This is a genomic window from Microcystis sp. M169S2 (genome assembly GCF_020245865.1).
Classification (GTDB): domain Bacteria; phylum Cyanobacteriota; class Cyanobacteriia; order Cyanobacteriales; family Microcystaceae; genus Microcystis; species Microcystis ichthyoblabe_A.
The window spans coordinates 13,176-34,659 of record NZ_JADBUB010000185.1 but is presented as its reverse complement, the minus strand read 5'-3'; the positions used below and the strand labels follow the sequence as shown (position 1 = coordinate 34,659).

Sequence of the window (21,484 nt, the reverse complement as noted above, 5' to 3'; positions counted from 1 at the left end):
ATGACTTATTCTTCTGACTCCAAACAAGCAGTTGGCAATCAAGAGATTGTTAAACTTCTCTCCCATTACTTCTCTAACCGAAGCCAGTTTTTGTCCCAAGTTATCAAAGCAGATCTTCAGTCTTATATTTTGCTTAAAAGTCCAGCAACTAATCTGATTCCCTTTCAGAGCAGTGTTCAGGTAAATAGCACTGTTAATAGTAATGGTCATAGCACTGTTAATAGTAATAGTCATAGCACTGTTAATAGTAATAGTCATAGCACTGTTAATAGTAATAGTCATAGCACTGTTAATAGTAATAGTCATAGCACTGTTAATAGTAATGGTCATAGCACTGTTAATAGTAATAGTCATAGCACTGTTAATAGTAATGGCAATAGCAATGGTCATAGCAATGGTCATAGCAATGGTCATAGCAATGGCAATAGCAAGCGAATCCCAGAAACAACAGTAATCCAAACCAATTTAACTGTTGAAAAACGTTTAATTGAGTTAGTTGCAGAAAAAACCGGCTATCCAGTAGCCAGCATCAATCTTGATGCCAAACTACTAGATGATTTAAATTTAGATTCCATCAAAGCTGGCGAGTTAGTAGCGACAGCCGCCAAAACCTTTGGTGTGAGCGGAAAAATTGATCCTTCTGCTTTAGCTAATGCTACTTTGCAAGAAGTAAAACAGGCTATTGATGCCGTTGTTTCTGTGGAAATGCTAACGGAAGTTCCTGAGCAAATAGAGGTTGCGCCTCTGGTTTTGCCGCCTTCAGATTCCCTTGATATTACCCAAAAATTACTGGAATTAGTCGAAGAAAAGACTGGGTTTCCTAAAGATACCCTCAGCCTCGATTTGCGTCTTCTTGATGATTTAAACCTCGACTCTATTAAAGCAGCCGAGCTAGTTGCTACAGCAGTCAAACAAGTGGGAGCAACGGGAAAACTAGATCCCTCAGCCTTAGCGAATGGAACTTTAGCGGATGTCATTGCGGCGCTGGAGAAGGTATCAAACCAACCCTCTGTCAAAACTGCCGCTTCAGAGAAAACACCAGTGCTGCAAGGGAGCCAAAATAATCCCCCCCCGGAAAGCAACTGGGTCCGTAACTACGCCATTGAGTATGTGCCTCAACCTCTGACTCCTCCGACAATTGCCACTGATTGGTCACAAGCTCAAGTCTTAATTGTCTCTGATGCTGCCACATCGATTGCTCAAACTCTTACCAAGCAATTAGAGCAATTGGGCGCTCAAGTCCAACAAAAGACCTACGCCGAAATCGCAGCGGCAGAACCCGCCAGTATCGGTTTATTCTCCCACTATCTAGGGATTTTACCCGATATTTCCCCCTTGCCATCGGAATTACCCCTCGCCGCCATGGTAACTCGCCTCAGCATTGTTGCTACCATGAGCCACGCCAATCCCTCGGCAACTTTAGCTTATGTTCAATTTGGTGGGGGGCGTTTTGGCACTGGTGAGGGGGAATACAATCCCGCAGTCGCTTCAGCGGCGGCCTTTGCCCGCAGTGTTCATCTAGAGCGCCAAGAAGCACGAGTCCGGGTAATCGACCTAGCGGCAGCAATTGAACCAACCCAGGCCGGTAAATTAGTAATTCAGGAACTAGCCGGAGATGAGGGGATTACAACCGTTGGCTATGATGCGACACAAGTAAGGCTAATCCCCCAAGCTCAGTTACAGCAGCCGATTGATTATACGCCCCGTTCCCTCACCTGGTCGGCCTCAGACGTAATTCTGGTGACAGGTGGAGCCAAGGGAATTACCGCCGAATGCGCTCTCGCTTTAGGAAAAGAAACGGGAGTGAAAATGGCTTTGGTGGGGCGAGCAGCAGTGCCAGCAGCCGGAGATAGCAACAGCGAAATTGCCCAAACTCTCAAGCGCTTAGCAGCCCAAGGACTCACCGTTGCTTACTATCGCTGCAATATTGCTGAGCCTACTGAGGTCGGGCAGTTAGTTGACCAAGTGACTCAAGAATTAGGCCCAATCACCGGAGTAATTCACGGAGCCGGACTCAATCAACCCCGTCGCGTCGAACAAGTTAGACCCCAAGATGCTCAAGCAGAGGTCTCGCCCAAACTTTTGGGAGCTTACAACCTATTACAGGCATTAGCCTCTAACCCACCCAAGCTCTTTATCGCTTTTAGTTCGATTATCGGCGTTACCGGAATGCCTGGTAATGCTTGGTATGCCTTTGCCAATGAATCCCTGTCCTTGCTGTTACAACAGTACCAACGGCAACACCCCCAAACCCAGGTACTTGCGCTTGCTTATAGCGTTTGGGATGAAATCGGCATGGGAGCGCGTCTTGGCAGTGTCAAGCATCTAGAGCGCATGGGGATCAAGGCGATTTCTCCCCGTGAAGGAGTCAGCCGCTTTCTCCAGCTTTTCCAAACCGCACCAAGCACCTCACAGGTAGTGATTACCGCTCGTTTAGGTGGCTTAGATACCTGGTTACCAACCCCCTTACCCGCTCCCACCGGACTGCGCTTTATCGAAAATGTCCAATATGTGGAACCACAGGTAGCCTTGACTGTGCGGACTCATCTGAGTTTAGAGAAGGATCTCTATGTCAAGGATCACCTTTGGCGCGGTTCTTATTTATTCCCCACCGTGTTTGGGTTATGTGCCATGGCCCAAGCTGTGGCTTACCTGACAGGAACCGCAACCCCTGCAATTGTTCGCCTGGAAGATATTTCTCTGCGACGACCAATAGTCGTTAATCCAGAGACTGGGGTTGAGATTCAAATTGAAGCAGAAATTGCCGAAGCTACCAGCAATGGGGAACGTCGAGTTAAAGTGGGTATTTATACCGAGCAAACGGGCTTTTCTCTGGCTCATTTTTCTGCCTATCTCATTCTCGGAGAGTTGACTTCTGCTTCTCAGGAAAAACCCGAATTAGGCCAACCTCTCCCAATCGCTCCCAAAACCGATCTCTACGGGGATTTACTCTTCCAGGGAGAACGTTTTCAACGCCTGGGTGAAATTTACAGCCTTAGTGAAAAACAGAGTGTCTTCCGTTCCTACGCTCAGCTTTCTGGCGAAGATTTATCCAATCAAAGCTTTAGCCAGGGATTGAATCAGTCTTTAATCCTCGGCGATCCCTATTTTCGCGATGTCCTGCTCCAATCGGTACAGTTGACCATTCCCCAAGATATCTGTTTACCCGTGGAAATTGCCAAGATTGAGCGATTTAAACCGGCCAGCAGCGATCAAGGTCGCCGCATTGTCACCGTTAACCTATTGGCGCAGGAAGATCGGGAGTATATTAGTGAAGTGATTGCTACTGATGAGCAGGGGAACCTAATTGAACGCTTGAGTGGATATCGCCTACGGATTCTCGAAGAACACCCAGAAAATCCGACGGCGGCTGAGTTAGTTAATCCTGAAATTCGCGATCGCCAACACCTGCGACAAGTGTTACAGACAACTTGCCAGGGATTAGAGATTCCACCGCCTACCGTTGCGCTTGGTTATGCGCCTAACCTGCAAGGGAAATCCTTAGAACAGCGCCGCCAACAGGAAAAACCAATTGTAGAACGGGCGCTGAAAACTAAGCTAGGACTCAAACCCGAGCAAAACTTTGTGTTCGAGCTTGAGTCTCTCCCCTCTGGTAAGCCTCAACTGAGCGGGACACAAGTTTCTGGGTTAAATGTTTCTTTATCTCACTGCGATCGCTATTGTCTCTGCACTGTGGCTGAAACTCCCCAAGGTTGTGATATCGAAGCAATTACCCCTCGCAGCACCGAGGACTGGGTCGCCCTCTTAAGTGATCGCCGCAGTCAACTGATGGAGCAATTGGTGCGCCAAGGAGACACCCAAGAGCGGGCCGGTATGAGGATTTGGTCAGCCACAGAAGCAGTTCGCAAAGCTTTTAATGGTAGTGATCCGCAGTTTTCTCTAGTGGCGAAACAAGGGGATGGGGTCTTGTTATCCACCTCAACCCTGGAGGGTGAGTCTCAAGTGCTGACTGTCCCTGTCAAGTTAACCCGTCCACCGGAACGGATGGTGGCGATTGTGGTTTCCCACACCCCAGGGTCTGTCCCCACAGAAGCTAATTTCCAGTCTCCTCAAGCAACGGAAGCGGCGATTATCCCAGCGACACCGGGGAAAATTGACAGCCATAGCTCTCGCTACACCCATGATGGCCCGCAAGGACAATTAGTCTATGAGCAACGCTATCAAGTCAGTTTCAAAGATAGTGGTAGCATTAGCCGTCACGTTTACTTTGCCCAATATTTTCGCTGGATTGGCAAAATTCGGGAATTGCCGATGGAAAGTATTGCCCAGCAAATGTTAGCCGACTTCCTAACTGGAGATTGGGGCATGGTTACCAATTCCGTTAGCCTGCGAGTTGTGGGAGAAGCCACTTCCTATGATGTGATTCAAGCGCGAGCCTGGGTAGGCAATATTGTCGGCTCCTCCTTTGAGACTTACATCGAGTTTTGTAAGGTATTACCCGATAATTCCCTAGAGCGTCTGGCGATTGCCGAAGTTAAAGCCACTTGGGTGCGGTTAGTTAGCTATGGAGTTCCCGCTCCCATGCCTTTCCCGCCCTATCTCCAAGACTATTTGGCTCGCTTTGCCGCTGACAAACCCGCCAGCCTTGATTTAAAACACCCAGAAACCCTGCCTCTGGCTCCCCTACCTGCGGGCCTTGCTTCCCTCAAGCCGGGGGCTGTCATTGATGACATTCCACAACAAGAAAGCCGCTATGGACGGTTATTGCGGTCTGAGGTCTTCCAAACCACCCTGGAAGAATCGAATTTGGTCGGTAATGTTTACTACGGCAATTATTTCATCTGGCAAGGACGCATTCTCGACCTGTTTCTTTACTCAGTTGCTCCCGAATATTTGCGGATTTCTAATCCCTGTGGGGAAATGGTCTGTCTCTATACCCGCATGGACTATCTACGCGAAGCGATGCCTTTTGACCGCATTCGCACCCTTCTCTATGTGCGTTCAGTGTCCGAGTGTGGCGCATCCTTCAACTTTGAGTTCTTCCGGGAACAGCCTGATGGCACTTTGGAAAAACTCCATGTCGGTCAACAAGATGTGGCTTGGGTGGAGCGGCGAAAAGATGGAACGGCTGTAGCCGCACCCTGGCCCGAGGCGGTGAAGCAATCTTTAGTCGCAAGGGCGACCACCAGGGAAGCCGCTCTGTTAATGGTCTAGAAAAACCTGCTCTCTAGGATGGGGGGGGAAACCCATCCTCAGACCAACCTACTGACTAGATTCTGCTTTTTCACTTTTCTCCATCTACCCAGGAAAATTTGTCATGTACAAGCCGAATAAATCATTGAGAAGCCTACTCCGACTGATCCACATTTTGGCATCACTTCTGTTAGGGATTTTTATCTATTCCCCCTGGCGCAATCATCCAGGAATGCTGATAGCCGTCGGGATTGTTGTCTTTCCCCTCCTAAGCTTCACTGGACTTTGGATGTGGCAAGGGCGACGCATCGAAAAATGGTTAATGGAGAGCCGAACCATACTTTCCTCAGAGGATTCTCCCTCTTAATTGAACTAACTTAACGTAATTCTGGTTCTTCGGTGTGTGTTATGTAATAGACGGGGATTATACGCGATGAAAACCTTTGTGGTTGATCTAGAACCAACTAATCAATTAAGTCTCTTGTCAGATCAGGATTTAGTCGATTTATGCCCCCCGATCAAACCGGACCTAGTAACGAAGAGCCGGATTGCATTGCATCTTTCATATTCTGATCTGACAACGCCGCAAGGATTGCATTGCATCTTTCATATTCTGATCTGACAACGCCAAATTCCGCGTTCCTTTTAAGCTGGATACCTTGGCACTGAAGGTAGCTACCCACACTGTTTTCGGTTTAGTTAAGTTGAGTTGAATTGAGGTTTTTTCGCTCGCTTTCCCCTAATAATCCTCCCAGGTAATGTCTAAAGCCTGTTTTTTGGGCTTTGGTTTTGAGGCAACCATCGAAGCGTTGACACCAGTTGTCAAAGCAGGGGGGCATAGCCGATGGAGTGTTCTCTCTCATAGGGGCAGTCTCGATGTGAAACGTTAATCTGTCAATGATTATACCCTGATTTGCCTTTTGTTGTCGTTTAAGTCCCACTAACTCAGCTTAACTTCTTCTTAAAATCCTAAACATCTCTGGTCTTATCTCAAGAGTTTAGAGAAACTAAGACTCAGAGACATTCCAAAACTAAAACAACAAGTACAAGGAGAAACCAATCATGGAAGAATTTTTGATCAATTACGTCAACGGAACCCCAGGAAATGACCTCTTATTAGGCAGTAAAGGTAATGATGCTATTGATGGGGATGCTGGCAATGATATTTTAGTTGGTGGTTTGGGTGATGATGCTCTTAACGGCGGCGATGGCAATGATGCTCTCTTTGGCGGTGCTGGCACTGATGTTCTCAATGGCGGTCCCGGTGAGGACACAATGTTCGGAGAGGAGGGACTTGATGCCATGTTTGGCGGTGATGGTAACGATGCCATGTTTGGCGGAGCCGGTCAGGATGCCATGTTTGGCGAAGATGGTGACGATGCCATGTTTGGTGGGAGTGGGATTAACTCCATGGATGGAGGTAATGGTAACGATGCACTCTTTGGCGGTCAAGACAACGATATTCTCAATGGAGGTGCTGGAGACGATGGCTTGTTTGGGAATAAAGGCGATGACGTTCTCTTCGGCGAACTGAACAACGATGTCATGTTCGGCGGTGAGGGAAACGATCGTCTCAATGGAGGAGATAACAACGATGCGATGTATGGCGAAGCAGGAAACGACATCCTCATTGGTGGCAATCACAATGATATTCTGATCGGTGGAACAGGAGATGACATTTTGATTGGTGGTAATGGCACAGACGTTCTTACTGGTGGTAGTGGTGCTGATTTGTTTGGACTTTCTTCCGCAGGAGGAACTAAAATTACCGACTTTGTAGTCGCTGACGATACCCTCTTCGTTTCTGCTGCCGATCTCGGCGGTGGAATCTCCCCAGAAAATGTGGTGGCTGTCGCTCAGTTTGTCATTGGTACAACAGCTACTAATGCTAACGAACGCTTTATTTACGACAATACTAATGGGTCTCTTTACTTTGATGCTGATGGCATTGGTGCGACTCAGCAAATTCAGATAGCAAGTCTAGCCTCTGGTCTCACCTTGACTAACAATGACATCTTTGTTGTTGCCTAAAATAATCTTAACAGCAATAAGTTGTCGATTATTGCTGTTATTTTAGTACAATTCAAAACCACAAAGGAAATGGCAATGAAAATTTTCAGTCCGCGTGTGCATGGGTATCTAGACTATTTCGTAGTTATTGCTTTTTTGTTCGCCCCCATGCTTTTCAATTTTTCTGGCATACCAGCGAAGATTTCTTATGCAATTGCTGGCGTTCACCTATTGGTGACAATAAGCACGGATTTCCCCCTGGGATTAATCAAAGTAATTTCTTTCAAGTTACACAGCACCATTGAATTTATCGTGCCGTTCATTCTGATAGTCCTACCGTGGTTGCTTGGTTTTGCCTCTATTTCTTCAGCTCGTAATTTTTACTTGGCTGCTGGAATAACCATTTTTATAGTCTGGCTAATAACCGATTATAAAATTGCTAGATAGAACAAACTCGAAATACTCTAAGTCTTGATTAACCCCATCTCTCTCTCAAAGGAGTTTAAAATGTCCCGAACACAATCAAAATCTCTCGAATATGATGTAGTCATTATGGGTGCTGGTTTTGCTGGCCTATGTCAAGCGCGACACCTGATGCTCAAGATTCCCAATATCAAAGTTGCTCTAGTGGATCCTCGTCCCGAACAACGCACAGATAAGGACTTAAAAATTGGCGAGTCCACCATTGAAATTGCCGCTCTTTTTCTCGCTAAAGAATTGGGACTACATGATTACCTAATTGAAAATCATGCTCCCAAACAAGGGCTTAACTTTCACTGGCCCAAAAATCCAGCAAAAACTGAAACAATCGACGACTACTATCATGCTGGCTCGAACCGACAAGTTCCCATTCCCTCTTTTCAAATCAACCGCTCCAAGTTTGAACAAGACTTGCTAAAAATGGATAAAGCCATGGGAATCAACTTCTATAACGGGCAAGTTGTTGATGTTGATTTAACTCCTGGCGATGCCATTAAAACAGTTAAAATCAAGGTAGGCGATGAAAGAATGGAACTGCAAGCCAAACACGTTATCGATGCAGCAGGACGGAAATTTATTATCGGACGGAAGACTGACAACCTCCTATTTGGTCCAGAAAACTTAATGGGATTAAACACGGGTTCTGCCTGGGTGCGAGTCAAAAATGTAGATCGTACCATCTTTCACAGTGGCTACGATCCTCTTAATGCCTCAACCAGCCATTATTACTCGACTAATCACTATTTTGGCGAAGGACATTGGCTGTGGATGATTCCGATTGACACCCAAACAATGGAATTATCTATTGGCGTGATTCATCACCATGATGTGATTAATTCTACTCAGGTAAACAGCCGGGAAAAATTCCATGATTTCCTGCGAAATAACCACCAAATTCTTGCCAATATTATTGACAGTGGAGAAGCAGTAGATTTCCACTATTGGCCGAGGATTTCTCACACAAGCAAAACCCTATTTTCTCCCGATAATTGGTATGTCCTTGGCGACGCTGCTTACATCTTCGATGCTTTCTATTCCTACGGAACCACCACGATTGCTTTAGCCATTGAAGGGATAACGGAGATTGTGCGGGCCAAACTGGCAGGGGAAGAATCGGCGGAACAAAAACGGGCTGCTTACAATGAGTTTAACTTAGCCTACTCCCGTAGTGTCAACTGTCTCTATCGGGGACACGCCAAACAGTTAGGACAAGCCAGTGTGATGAGTTGGCGCATTTACTTTGAGTATATGTGGTGGTTTGGGGTGCAAGTTCCTATGTATGTAGGTAAATGGCATTTGGACCTCACCTATATTCCCATCTTTCTCAAAACTCTAAACAGCAATATTGATGGACTGTTTGCTGATTTAAATGAACAATTTACCGAACTAGCAGACAAGGATGTCAATATTGGCTTGATGGATTGTTACCGGGGCGATCAACTTTTCAAGGGTTATCACACTCTCAAACACTTTGATGACTTCCTAGAAAATACCAAGTTTGAACCGCGGCGGTGTAATGTCTTTGCTGGTTTAAAAGCTACCTGTTTTTATGCCGCTCTCTGGTATGCACTCTTTCAATGGAAAGGATTTGGTATCGAAGGTTGTCTCAATCCCAGCCATATTTACCATTTCTTGCGCCTATTAGGGTTATCAGGACAAGCAACTATCGGCGAGTTAATTTATAAGTTTAAAACCAAAGGACTGCCCGCCAACAGCGAAATTGAAGCGATGCGTCAAGAGTTTAAAACTTATCAATATCAACCAAAACTCCAGCCTTGGCTGGCAGAAGCTACCAATTCTTAAGGATTTTGACTTGCATCAAATTCAACGCTCTTCTCTCAATCATCTGTGAGTGTCAATTACCTCATCAACTATCAAGGAGTTAACCATGAATTATACCATTACTCAATCCCGAGAATACGATGTTGTCATTATGGGAGCAGGCTTTGCTGGACTGTGCCAAGCACGACATCTCATGCTCAACATCCCTAATATTCGGGTGGCACTAATCGATCCCCGTCCCGTTGAACGTACAGACAAAGATTTAAAAATCGGTGAGTCTTTAATCGAAGTTGCCGCTTTATTTCTCTGCAAAGAGTTGGGACTACATGATTATTTAATCGAAAACCACCCCCCCAAATCTGGTCTCAATTTCCACTGGCCAAAAGATCCAGCAAAAACAGAAACCCTTGATGATTATTATCATGTCTGGGCAAACCGTCAAACTCCAGTGGGGTCTTTTCACCTACAACGGGCTAAATTTGAGCAAGATTTACTGGTGATGAATTGTCAGATGGGAGCCGATTTTTACGAGGGACGGGTCAAAGATGTCGCTCTTACTTCAGGGGATGAGCTAAAAACAGTTTATGCCAAAGTTGGCGAGGAAAATATTACCCTTCAAGCCAAGCACGTCATCGATGCCGCAGGCAAGAATTTTATTATTGGACGCAAAACTGATAATGTGCTTTCCGGTCCAGAGAATCTCCTGGGACTCAATAATGGTTCAGCGTGGCTGCGGGTGAAAAATATCGACCGCACGATTTTCCACAGTGGCTATCATCCCGAAGGCACATCTACCAGCCATTATTATGCCACCAATCACTATTTTGGCCAGGGTCACTGGTTGTGGATGATTCCGATTGATAAGCACTCGATGGAACTATCTATTGGCATTATTCACCATCACGATGTTATTCCCGCCCAGAGCATAAATAACCTGGAGAAGTTTTCCAATTTTCTCAAGAGCAATCATACTATTCTCTCTCGATTGATTGAAAGTGGGGAAGTAGTTGATTTTCATTACTGGCCGAAAATTGCCCACAAAAGCAAAGTTCTTTTTTCTCCTGATAACTGGTACGTTATTGGGGATGCTGCCCATATTTTTGATGCTTTTTATTCCTATGGAACGACCATGATCGCTTTTGAGGTAGAAAGTGTTACAGAAATTATCCGTGCTAAATTGGCTGAGGAAGCAGCAGCAGAACAAAAACGATCCGCTTACAATGATTTCAACCTAGCTTATGCTCGTACTGTCAACTGTCTCTACCGAGATCATGCCTATCAACTCGGTCATGCTAGTGTTATGAGTTGGCGGATTTATTTCGAGTATATGTGGTGGTTTGGTGTCCATGTTCCCACCTATATTGGTAAATGGCATCTGGACTTAAATTTTATCCCCCGCTACGTGACAATTGCCGATGGCAATGTTAATGGAATTTTCGCTGATTTATGTCGGGAATTTCATCAATTAGTGTCACAGGGTGCTAATATTGGCTTAATGGATGCCTATCGGGCCGATCAATTGCTGGGTGGTTATGGAACCTTAAAACACTTCGACGATTTCTTAGAAAATACCAAGTTCGAGCCTCGGCGCTGTAATGTTTTTGCCAGCATGAAAGCCGCTTACTTCTACATTGCTATTTGGTATGCTCTCTTTCAATGGAAAGCTTTTGGCATCGCTGGTTGGTTAAATCCGAAACATTGGTATTACTTTGGTCGGATGTTGAAGCTATCGATTCAAGCCACAATCGCCGAAGTAATTTATAAGCGCAAAACCCGAGGAATAGCTGATAACAGCCAAATTGAGAAGATGCGTGAGGAATTCAAAAACTATCACTATCAACCGCAGAAGAAATCGCCTTCTGTTGTTCAAAACGTGGTCGGTGAAAGAGTAACAATTGAGTCTTTTCCTGCTTAGTAGGAGCGAATAGCTGTCACTGGTGTCAACTTAAGCAAAGCCAAACTATAATCTGTCATGGCGAGACGGCATTTTTGTCAATCCCCCCCTCGCTATGACATTCAAAAAATCATCATTTTTACTTAATTTGAGACTAATGATCGCTGTTCACCCGTAAAATTCCTGCTCTTAGTTGAGGTAATTATCATGGAATTAGCCACCTTTGTCTCATCCCAATTCATCTTAGAGCCTAATGAATTGCGCCGGGGAATTAACCGCATTGGCTTGAATCTTTCCGAATCAGAATTTAATGCACTCGTGCAGGGGAACTCAGTTGACTTGGAAGGTAGAGGACTGAGTGAAATTGGCTCAATATTTATCATGGCAGCCGCTGTTGCTCCACTTAATTTAGGTAAGCCGAGAACGCTGCTTAAGTTTTCTGATTTACCGACTCTTGTTGAGCCAAACATTCCGCCTGAAAATGCTAGTTGTCCTGGAATTCCGATTTACTGTTGGCTCTCTGACTTAGACAAAAAACGTTGTGTTTATCTCACCTTAACCGATAGTAAACCAGTTCTCCAGATCGGGTCTTAGCAGAGAATTTTATCAGTTAACTAATGAATCATAGGGAAAAAAGATGAAATTTTGGCTACTCGGCGGAATACTTATTACTTTGGTGGCACTACTGGTACTTTTAGGACTGGTTTACCAGCAAGTTGCCACAATTAAAGACCTAAGTAAGTATCCACCACCTGGTCAATTGATAGATGTAGGGGGTTATCGCTTGCATCTCCACTGTAAAAGTCAAGGTAGTCCCACTGTGGTGATGGATTATGGACTAGGGGGAATATCTCCCCTCTGGCATTGGGTTCAATCGGAAGTGGCAAAGTTCACCTCTGTCTGTGTTTACGACCGCGCTGGCTACGGCTGGAGTGAACCCAGTCCCCATCCTCGCACCAGCCTGATTATGGTTCAAGAACTACACACTCTACTAACAAAAGGGGGAATAGCCGGGCCTTATTTACTGGTGGGTCATTCCTTGGGAGGGTTGAATATGCGCCTGTTTGCCAGCCAGTATCCTTCAGAAGTAGTGGGAGTGGTTTTAGTGGATGCGGTACCGGCAAATGTCTATAGCCGTCTGGGGAATGAATTTAGGAAAAATATGGCAGCAACGCGGCAAATGTTCCGCAGTTTATCCATCATTTCTCGCCTGGGAATCTTGCGCCTCCTGCTTCAACTCAAAGGCAGTGATGTCGCTCCCGAATTTGTCCAAAAATTGCCCCCGTCTGTACAATCTGTTGTTTTAGCAAAGTTCCTACCCCAAAGCTTTAATACTGCCTTAGCCGAAAGCGCATTAATGAAAAAAGATGCTGCATTGGTCAGTAAAACTTCCTTTCCCTCTCACTTACCCTTAGTCGTAATTTCTCACGGACTGAATATGTTTTCCGGGCAAAATGTAGAAGTGTCTAAGTCTATCTGGCGGCAATTACAGGCAGAAACCTCCCAGCTTTCGACTTCGGGAAGCTTACAAATCGCTCACAGCAGTGGTCATAATATTCATATTGATCAACCTGAATTAGTTGTTGATGCAATCAGGAAAATCTTACAACAGACTAACCTCAAGGAGAAGATAAATGAAAAACTCTAAAATTAAAATACTGCCACTTGTTCCAAGCATTATAAGCTTAACAGTTTCCCTATTGCCAGGAGCAATCACTCCCGCCAATGCATCTTCTTTAAACTGTGGTTCAGGGAACAATTGGATTTCTAATTGCTCGAGCCAGATCTATAATTTTTTCAACACAGTTATCGTTAGTGCTAACTTTGGCTTTAGTCCAAATAATTTACCAGATTTTACCGCAATTCTTCAGGGAAACACCCAGATTTTATTAGGAAATCCCGTTGATGCCATTATTGGCGATCCTTTACTGGGTAATGTAGGCAGTGTTGATGGTATTGCCGACGTAGTTCAACTGGAAGTCTTGCACAATATATCTTCAGGTACTACTCCTTTTGTCCCCCTGATTACTGCCTTAGCTGGGGATGGAGTGCCGGATTTAGCTCCGACTCCTTCAGGGTCAACTTTACCCTATGTTTCCCTTTATTCTGCAGTAGCTATCAGCTGATAGATTTATCTATAACCGAGCTAACGCCACTTTATTCTTTGATGTCGATGGTGTAGGCGGAATCGCTCAAATTCAGATTGCTAAACTATCATCTGGACTTGATTTGACTAACAATAACATTTTTGTTAGTAATAACTTCGCAGTCTAAGCAGCGGCGTTCAACTTTTTATTTAAAGGCAAAAGTTTATGTTCAATTATCGCGGCAAAACAGCATTAATCACGGGAGCATCATCTGGGATTGGCGAGATATTCGCCCGCGAGCTTGCTAAACGTGGCATGAATCTCATTTTAGTAGCACGAACCGAAGAAAAACTACGCACAATAGCAACCGATCTTTATCAAGTTTACGGTGTCCGCACTGAAGTAATTGTTGTCGATCTCAGTCGTGAAAATGCTGCTCAGGACGTTTTCAGCGCTGTCGAGGAAAAGGCACTTACTGTAGATTTACTTGTTAATAATGCCTGGTTTCTTAACTATGCGCCCTTCGAGCAAATTCCCCTTGAGCAAGATCACGCACAGGTGATGGTTAACGTAGTGGATTTAGTTGATTTAACCCATAAATTTATCCCAGGAATGCTGGCTAAAGGGGAAGGAGCGGTAATCAATTTATCCTCTAGTGGAGCCTTTCAGCCCATGCCTTACATGGCCGTTTATGGAGCGAGTAAGGCGTTCGTCCTCTCCTTGAGTGAAGCGCTTTGGGCTGAGTATCGCCATCGAGGACTAAGGGTTTTAGCACTCTGTCCTGGACCGACAGCAACACGGTCTTTAGTTAAGATCTTTGATGATGGGAGTGCCACCTCTCCTCAGCGGGTGGTAGCAGTTGCTCTCAAAGCTCTTGAAGACGGGCGCAATTATGTCATTCCCGGACTAAAAAATTACTGGCTTGCTCACAGCGTTCCTCGCTTAATGCCACGCAGTATAACCGTGCAAATCTTGGAACGAATAACTCGACCGAGAAGAAAAGACCTCAATGAAACCAGATAATTAAAGAGAGTAAAGCTTCTTATGAAATCTCAGCTTTTTGTCAAACCAACTAATTGGCTACTTATTACCTGTCTCACCATCGGGACTATGGCAAGTGGCGCTGTAGCGACTTATTCAATTTGGCGCTATCAATCTTTAAAAACAACATCCCCGGCTGTCGCTTCCACTACTCCGAGAAAGCTGAAAGCCGTGGCGGCTTTAGGCTATGTAGAACCGGCGGGAGAAACAATCAAGATTTCTGCTGCTGCTTTTATGGAAGGGTCTCGCCTTGATAAACTGTTGGTAAAGCAGGGAGAGCAGGTTGAAGCCGGACAAGTTTTGGCTATCCTCGACAGTCGGGATAGACTCCAAGCAGCACTAAAACAAGCACAGGACGAAGTTCGCATCGCTCAATCTCTTTTAACTCAGGTGAAAGCTGGCGCAAAACAGGGGGATATTATTGCCCAAAATGCCAGATTTGAAGGGACTCGCTCCGAATTAGAAGGGCAAATTATCACCCAAAAAGCTACTATTGCCAGTTTAACGGCTCAATTACAAGGGGAGAAAATGGCTCAAGATGCTACTATTGAGCGGCTTAAAGCTGAGTTTCACAATGCACAAAAAGATTGTCAGCGTTACCACACTCTATACCAAGAAGGTGCGGTCTCAGAGCAAGAACGCGATCGCTTCTGTCTGATGGCTCAAACTAGCCAAGAAAGTCTGCGAGAAGCCAACGCTAATTTAAATCGAATTGTCACCACTCTAACCGCAAGAATTGATGAAGCTAAAGCTAATCTTCAGCGCACAGTAGCAACTCTAGATCAGAAAATCAAAGAAAATCAAGCGACCTTAGATGCGGTTGCGGAAGTCCGTCCCGTAGATGTTGAAGTTGCTCAATCCCAATTAATCGCCGCTGAAAGTGCTGTCCAAAAAGCAAAAGCTGATTTAGATTTAGCTTTTGTCAAAGCTCCCAAAGCGGGGCAAATTCTCAAAATTTATACTTGGCCCGGTGAATTAATTGGTGATAAAGGCATCCTCGATCTCGGTCAAACCAGTCAAATGTATGTCACTAGCGAAGTTTACGAAACCGATGTGAGTCGGGTTAAACTAGGACAACGGGCAAAAATTACCACCGATGGATTGATTGGGGAACTAAGGGGAACCGTCGCTGAAATTGGCTTACAAATTGGCAAAAAAGATGTCTTGGGTACCGATCCAGTTGCTGATGCAGATGCGCGAGTGGTGGAAGTCAAAATTCGTCTCGATCCATCTTCTAGTAAGAAAGTGGCTAACTTGACTAATTTACAAGTCAATGTGGTGATCGATACGAACAAAACTAATCTTTAAAAGATCTATCGAAAAATTATAACCCAATCACAGTTGGCTTTTAGGTTGTACGCTAACTAAATAGTTCTATATATGAAATGAATATCTATTTAGTTAAATTTCTTATCTAGAAAGACTTTTAGCCTTGAGATAATGTTAGGTCGAAGTCTCAAATAAGGAGTAGTATTTGTCAACAAGTCAGCCGCGATAAATCTAGAATCTTTAGGAGGAGCAAAAGATGAAAATATTCCACTGGAAGTTACCGACAGCTTGGTTGCAATTACGCTACCAAAAAACCAGGTTACTGGTGGCTCTATCGGGGGTTATTTTTGCGGTTGTAATTGTCTTTATGCAATTGGGGATTCGGGATGCTTTGTTTGATAGTGCTGTTCGGCTTCACCAAGCTCTACAAGGGGACTGTTTTTTAATTAGTCCTCGTACCACTTCACTAATTGGCATGGAAAGTTTTCCTCAACGGCGATTACTCCAAACCTTGGCTTTTGAAGAAGTAGATTTTGTCAGCCCGATTTATTTAGATTTTGCTCAGTGGAAAAACCCTGAAACTCGTAATTATTGGCGTAATATATTCGTGATTGGATTTGATCTTAAACATTTGGCATTTGATTTACCCGGTCTCGCAGAAAATATGGATCTATTAAAACTTCCCGATCAACTTTTATTTGATCAAGATTCTCGCTCTGAATTTGGTCCTATTGTTGCTGATTTTAAAAAAAATGGATCGGTTATTACTGAGGTTAGCAATAAGGGTAACAACCGCAAAATAGAAGTCGCTGGCTTATTTAAACTGGGAACTTCTTTTGGTTCAGATGGTAATTTAATCATGAGCCATTTGAATTTTTTAAGAATTTTTAGCAACCGTTCTTATGGATTAATTAATATTGGCTTAATTCGTCTAAAACCAGGAACTAATGTCAATAAATTTATCGAAGATATTCAAGCATATTTACCTCATGATATTAAAGTTTTATCAAAGCAACAGTTGATTCAATTTGAGAAGAATTATTGGCAAAGTAGTACGGCGATTGGTTTCATTTTTAATTTAGGTGTTATCCTGGGAATTATTGTTGGAATTGTCGTTGTCTATCAAATTCTCTATACAAATGTTTCGGAACATCTTTCAGAATACGCCACCCTAAAAGCGATGGGCTATCGTCATAGCTATCTCTTATCAATGGTTTTACAACAGGCTTTTTTAATTGCTGTTCTCGGATATATTCCAGGTTTTTTGATCGCTAATATTCAATATGAGTTTACTAAAAATGCCACCTTATTACCTGTCAATATGTCGCTTGATCGAGCGGTTTTTGTCTTTATCTTAACCTTAGTCATGGCCTTCGTTTCGGGAGCCACTGCTGTTAAAAAATTGCAAGATGCCGATCCAGCCGATATTTTTTAGAAGAAAGAAACAGATATCCACACCTCATTTCAAGGAAAGAGGCTGTCTATGGACATTATTGATATTCAAAACCTCAATCACTATTTCGGTCAAGGAACGCTGAAAAAACAAGTTCTGTTTCAGATCAACTTAAAAATCAAAGAGGGAGAGATCGTTATTTTAACTGGCCCCTCTGGTTCCGGAAAAACAACCTTACTATCCTTAATCGGTGGCCTACGCTCTGTTCAAGAAGGAAGCTTACAGCATTTTGAAAAAGAATTACGGGGGGCTAGTGAAGAACAATTAGTCCAAACCCGCCGTCAAATTGGTTATATTTTTCAAGCCCATAATTTGTTACCCTTTCTAACCGCAAGACAGAATGTACAAATGTCGATCGAGCTTCAGGAAAATCTCGGCGGGCGGGAAACAGAAGAACGCGCTGCTTTGATATTAGAAGAAGTCGGCTTAGGACATCGGATCGACTATTATCCAGATAGCTTATCCGGGGGACAAAAACAAAGGGTAGCGATCGCGCGAGCTTTGGCCGGTAATCCCCCATTAGTTTTAGCCGATGAACCAACGGCCGCCCTCGATAGTAAAACGGGACGAGACGTGGTGAATTTGATGCAACGTTTAGCCAAAGAACAGAGCCGTACTATTGTACTCGTTACCCACGATAATCGGATTTTAGATATTGCTGATCGCATTGTTTCCATGGAAGATGGACGCTTGTGCGGTTGCTAATGATCAACAAGCAATTTAAATGCGCGGGCAGCTGACCAAATCCGTTTTTAATTGAGGAAACAATTTTTTTGTTTTAGCCTTAAGTACCTAAGCAAAATTAATTACATATCTAAGACGTCAGACTTCGGCGTGAGATCAGTAGTTCGAAAAGCTCACTAACACGAACGCTTTTTGCTGTGATTAGTAAACAGTAATCATTAATCAGTGAAAAGACAGTAGGAAACGTCTATTCAATGCTGCTCACTTAAAACTCAAATCTGATAACTGATAGCTGTCTCCTGTCTCCTGTCTCCTGTCTCCTATCTCCTATCTCGACTAGGAAATTAATTTTGCACGACTACTTAGTGGGAAGCTATTATATTTTCATGCTTGGCGGTGCCAACTTTGGCATCGAGAAGATCTCCTGAATCCTGAAAATGCAATCCCTAGACTTTACCACCCTCAGCGCCACTTGTGCCGAAATTGCCGCCCCTTGGCTGCCGGCCAGACTAGAACAAGTGTATCAAATTGATCGCCAAACGATCGCCCTCTATTTACGAACCTTTGATCGCAAGGGATGGTTAATTATTTCTTGGCATCCCCAAGGGGCGCGGCTGCATATTGGTGATCCACCGCCAAAAGTCCCCGATACCTTCACTTTCAGCGATCAATTGCGTCATCAACTCAATGGTTTTGCGCTGACGAAATTAGCATTTGTGGCCCCGTGGGAAAGAGTCATCGATCTGCAATTTGCCAAACGTCCCGATGATCCAGCACTGTGGCATTTGTATATAGAAATTATGGGTAAATATAGCAATGTGATTTTAACTACGGCTGACAATCAAATTGTCACCGTTGCCCATCAAGTCAATGCCACCCAGTCCAGTGTTCGCACCGTACAAACGGGACAAACCTATCAACTACCCCCCGTTTTATTAGGAACAAATCCCAGCTTAGAAGAATCCTTGAGCAGTTGGCAAGCGAGGGTTAGTTTAATCCCTAAAACTATCGAAAAACAGTTAGTTAGTACCTATCGTGGTGTTAGTCCGGTCATTGCTCGATCGCTGTTGCAAAAAGCCAATATTAACCCGAAATTAAACACGGATCAGTTAGATACTAATGATTGGGAAAAGCTCTTTTCGGCCTGGCAAGAATGGTTAAAAATCCTTGAAAATAAAACCTTTCAACCGGGATGGACAAGCGAAGGTTATACAGTTATCGGTGGGGAGATGCTGGCGGCGGCTAAAAATGTCCAAGAATTATTAAACCGTTATTATAGCGACCAAATTAATCACGAAAGTTTTCGACAACTACAGCAAAAGTTAAATCAAAAAATCACATCTTTACTGACTAAAATGCAAACTAAAGCCGCAGGATTTCAAACAAGACTAGCAGAATCTGCTCATGCTGATCGCTATAAAGAGCAGGGAGATTTATTAATGGCAAATCTGCAGCAAATACAGCAGGGAATGACTAGCATTACTTTGGCGGATTTCCAGACAGGAAACCCTGTAATTATTCCTCTTGATCCCGAAAGAAATCCCGTACAGAATGCCCAATATTTTTATAAACAACATCAGAAATTAAAAAGAGCGCGGTTAGCGGTGGAACCTTTATTAGAGGAAGTGGTTAGTGAAATTAATTATCTCGAACAAGTGCGATCGAGTTTAAGTCAACTAGAAAATTATAGCAGCAGCGAAGATTTACAGACCTTAGACGAGATACAAGAAGAATTAATCCAACAGAAGTATCTAGAAAGCAATTACCAGCGTAATCGGACGAATAATCAAGAATCCGAACCCATGCGCTTTATTACTCCCTCTGGAGTAGAATTGTGGATTGGCAGAAATAACCGTCAAAATGATCGGCTAACTTTTCGTAGTGCCAGCGATTACGATATCTGGTTTCATAGTCAAGAAATCGCGGGTAGTCACGTTTTACTCCGTTTAACCCCCGGTACAGTTCCAGAAGCCGCCGATCTGCAATTTGCCGCCGATTACGCCGCTTATTATAGCCGCGCTCGCCATAGTGAACAGGTTCCCGTCGTCTATACCCGTCCCAAATACGTCTATAAACCCAAGGGCGCAAAGCCCGGTATGGTGGTTTACAAACAGGAAACGGTAATCTGGGGCTGTCCTCAGAGGGTTGAGGATTACCGCAAAAAATAATTTTTTAGCAAATTGTTTACTTTTTTTTACACAAAATGGGTATTGTCTGTTACAATTTTTGCTAGAGAGACAAATGCAGTTCAGGCGCTTGGGAACGCAAGAACTATATTTCCTCAGATTACAACAACAAACAACAGCAAACCAGTGGTAGCAGCCGATAGTCTGGTGAAAGACACAAAAAACCGACTATTTAGGTAGTATTGAAGCAACCACTGGTATTTTATATTTATTAACCAGATTTATAGCGTTTCCTGTTCGCAAAAGGTACATTATTAATGCTGAAAAGCTTAATCAGCAAAGGTTAAACTGTGCCAGACAGGTGTGAGAACTGCTATAGTATGAACAGTAAACAGTAATCAGTGAACTGCAGCAATTCTCAGTTTTAGACACAGCAAGCCTTTTAGGGATCTAAAGAACATTTTAAAGGGAGATTTTTGGGGCAACTTTGGGTGTACTATCACGTCAAAAGCCCGAAGACTCGTGAAATGAAATTCGCCATCCCATTGAATTTTACCCCGTATTATGCGAACTAACTCCCAAAAGCCTTGCTACAGGGCAAATTTAGAATTGCTGAGTGAACTGAAAACTCACATCTGATAACTGATAACTGATTCAAGGCTGCCTCCTGTCTCCTGACTTAGCCCTTCAGCAATAAATCGCCAATTTCCGACTGACAATGACCAATTAAACGATTAATCGCTGTTTTTCCTTGTTTACCTTGATAATCTGAGCGATCGCTTTCAGTAATTCCGTAGGGACGACCGATCGCCACCTTGACGCGATGATAAAATACAACGGGATGCCAACCATCTTGATCGAATAAAGGTTCCGTGGTATCTAATAAGCGCAGCAAACGCACGGGAAAAGGACTAATAGCAGTTTCCGACTCGGAGAGAATAGCCACAGGTAAGACCGATAGATTCTCCACGGGACAACGCAGGGCTAAATGGGCAAATCCGCTTTGAAAACGGCTAATTTGACGAGGAGCAGTCAAATTTAACATCGGCGATCCACCTTCTGGAAATAAACCGATCCATCGTCCAGACTGTAAAAAATCCGTTGCTTGCCGAAAAAAAGTCCGGTGGCGTTTTTCCGGGGTATCAAAGGGAAAACAGCCCAATTCTCCGATTAATTCCCGCAAAAGCGGCGTTTTTCCCATGTAGTGATGACAGGCGATCGGGAGAGTTTTGCCCAAAGCTTGAATTAAAATCGGCGCATCTAAAAAGCTACGATGGTTACTTACCACGATCGCCACTCCTTGGCTGGGTAGATTTTCTTGACCGACAGTAAACAGACTCGTGCGTGTGGTATCAAGAATTAAACGAGAGGTAGATAGGGGGGTAAGCAGCGTCATGGGAAAAAAAAATCGGCCTTAAGATTGTTTTTATTGACTTAGACTACAACTAAAGGATAAAACAGAATTAGAGGATCATAAAATATAAGGGATTATGTCCCAATCATC

General features: G+C 44.0%; 15 protein-coding genes and 1 pseudogene. 14 read left to right on the top strand and 2 right to left on the bottom strand.

Going from position 1 to position 21,484, the window contains the following annotated elements; translation table 11 throughout:
- Both IM485_RS17680 and IM485_RS17675 read left to right on the top strand, forming a co-directional pair.
- Positions 1-5,175 carry an SDR family NAD(P)-dependent oxidoreductase gene (locus IM485_RS17680; protein WP_287744684.1) on the top strand — a complete coding sequence of 1,725 codons (5,175 nt, stop codon included), beginning with the start codon at positions 1-3 and terminating at the stop codon, positions 5,173-5,175.
- A gap of 154 nt (positions 5,176-5,329) precedes the next feature.
- Complete coding sequence (locus IM485_RS17675) at positions 5,330-5,521, top strand: hypothetical protein (protein ID WP_002733463.1); 192 nt, start codon at positions 5,330-5,332, stop codon at positions 5,519-5,521.
- 349 nt (positions 5,522-5,870) lie between these two features.
- Here the strand turns inward: IM485_RS17675 and IM485_RS17670 are convergent.
- A pseudogene (locus tag IM485_RS17670) lies at positions 5,871-6,017 on the bottom strand (IS701 family transposase); the annotation flags it as partial.
- A gap of 199 nt (positions 6,018-6,216) precedes the next feature.
- On the opposite strand from IM485_RS17670, the gene IM485_RS17665 reads away from it, so the two are divergent.
- The 12 genes from IM485_RS17665 to IM485_RS17610 all read left to right on the top strand — a co-directional run bounded on the left by IM485_RS17665 (position 6,217) and on the right by IM485_RS17610 (position 20,022).
- Positions 6,217-7,185 carry a calcium-binding protein gene (locus IM485_RS17665; protein ID WP_238142103.1) on the top strand — a complete coding sequence of 323 codons (969 nt, stop codon included), beginning with the start codon at positions 6,217-6,219 and terminating at the stop codon, positions 7,183-7,185.
- Between the two features lie 21 nt (positions 7,186-7,206).
- Positions 7,207-7,611, top strand: coding sequence for a hypothetical protein (locus IM485_RS17660; protein ID WP_202861436.1), 405 nt, complete (start codon positions 7,207-7,209; stop codon positions 7,609-7,611).
- A 60-nt stretch (positions 7,612-7,671) separates the two neighbouring features.
- The gene (locus tag IM485_RS17655; protein WP_287744679.1) at positions 7,672-9,447 is read left to right on the top strand and encodes an NAD(P)/FAD-dependent oxidoreductase; all 1,776 of its coding nucleotides are present in this window, start codon (positions 7,672-7,674) and stop codon (positions 9,445-9,447) included.
- 85 nt (positions 9,448-9,532) lie between these two features.
- Positions 9,533-11,341, top strand: a complete 1,809-nt coding sequence (locus IM485_RS17650; protein ID WP_104398134.1) for an NAD(P)/FAD-dependent oxidoreductase — start codon at positions 9,533-9,535, stop codon at positions 11,339-11,341.
- 186 nt (positions 11,342-11,527) lie between these two features.
- Positions 11,528-11,914, top strand: a complete 387-nt coding sequence (locus tag IM485_RS17645; RefSeq protein ID WP_002731634.1) for a hypothetical protein — start codon at positions 11,528-11,530, stop codon at positions 11,912-11,914.
- A 43-nt stretch (positions 11,915-11,957) separates the two neighbouring features.
- Complete coding sequence (locus IM485_RS17640; protein WP_287744677.1) at positions 11,958-12,968, top strand: alpha/beta fold hydrolase; 1,011 nt, start codon at positions 11,958-11,960, stop codon at positions 12,966-12,968.
- Positions 12,955-13,446 carry a hypothetical protein gene (locus tag IM485_RS17635; protein WP_238142102.1) on the top strand — a complete coding sequence of 164 codons (492 nt, stop codon included), beginning with the start codon at positions 12,955-12,957 and terminating at the stop codon, positions 13,444-13,446. Before IM485_RS17640 ends, IM485_RS17635 begins: the two co-directional genes overlap by 14 nt.
- A gap of 186 nt (positions 13,447-13,632) precedes the next feature.
- Positions 13,633-14,430 (top strand): SDR family NAD(P)-dependent oxidoreductase, encoded by a 798-nt coding sequence (locus IM485_RS17630; protein WP_104398132.1) that lies wholly within the window; start codon positions 13,633-13,635, stop codon positions 14,428-14,430.
- Between the two features lie 21 nt (positions 14,431-14,451).
- Positions 14,452-15,756 carry an ABC exporter membrane fusion protein gene (locus tag IM485_RS17625; RefSeq protein ID WP_104398131.1) on the top strand — a complete coding sequence of 435 codons (1,305 nt, stop codon included), beginning with the start codon at positions 14,452-14,454 and terminating at the stop codon, positions 15,754-15,756.
- Between the two features lie 217 nt (positions 15,757-15,973).
- Entirely contained in the window at positions 15,974-17,152 is a 1,179-nt protein-coding gene (gene devC / locus IM485_RS17620) for an ABC transporter permease DevC (protein ID WP_104398130.1), read from the top strand.
- A gap of 48 nt (positions 17,153-17,200) precedes the next feature.
- The gene (locus tag IM485_RS17615; RefSeq protein ID WP_104398129.1) at positions 17,201-17,875 is read left to right on the top strand and encodes a DevA family ABC transporter ATP-binding protein; all 675 of its coding nucleotides are present in this window, start codon (positions 17,201-17,203) and stop codon (positions 17,873-17,875) included.
- Positions 17,876-18,291: 416 nt separating this feature from the next.
- A complete protein-coding gene (locus IM485_RS17610; protein WP_287744672.1) occupies positions 18,292-20,022 on the top strand; it encodes an Rqc2 family fibronectin-binding protein in 1,731 nt (576 codons plus the stop codon).
- A 637-nt stretch (positions 20,023-20,659) separates the two neighbouring features.
- On the opposite strand, the gene IM485_RS17605 is transcribed toward IM485_RS17610, so the two are convergent.
- On the bottom strand, positions 20,660-21,376 hold the full coding sequence (locus IM485_RS17605) for a lysophospholipid acyltransferase family protein (protein ID WP_104398127.1): 717 nt from the start codon (positions 21,374-21,376) through the stop codon (positions 20,660-20,662).
- Positions 21,377-21,484 lie beyond the last annotated feature (108 nt).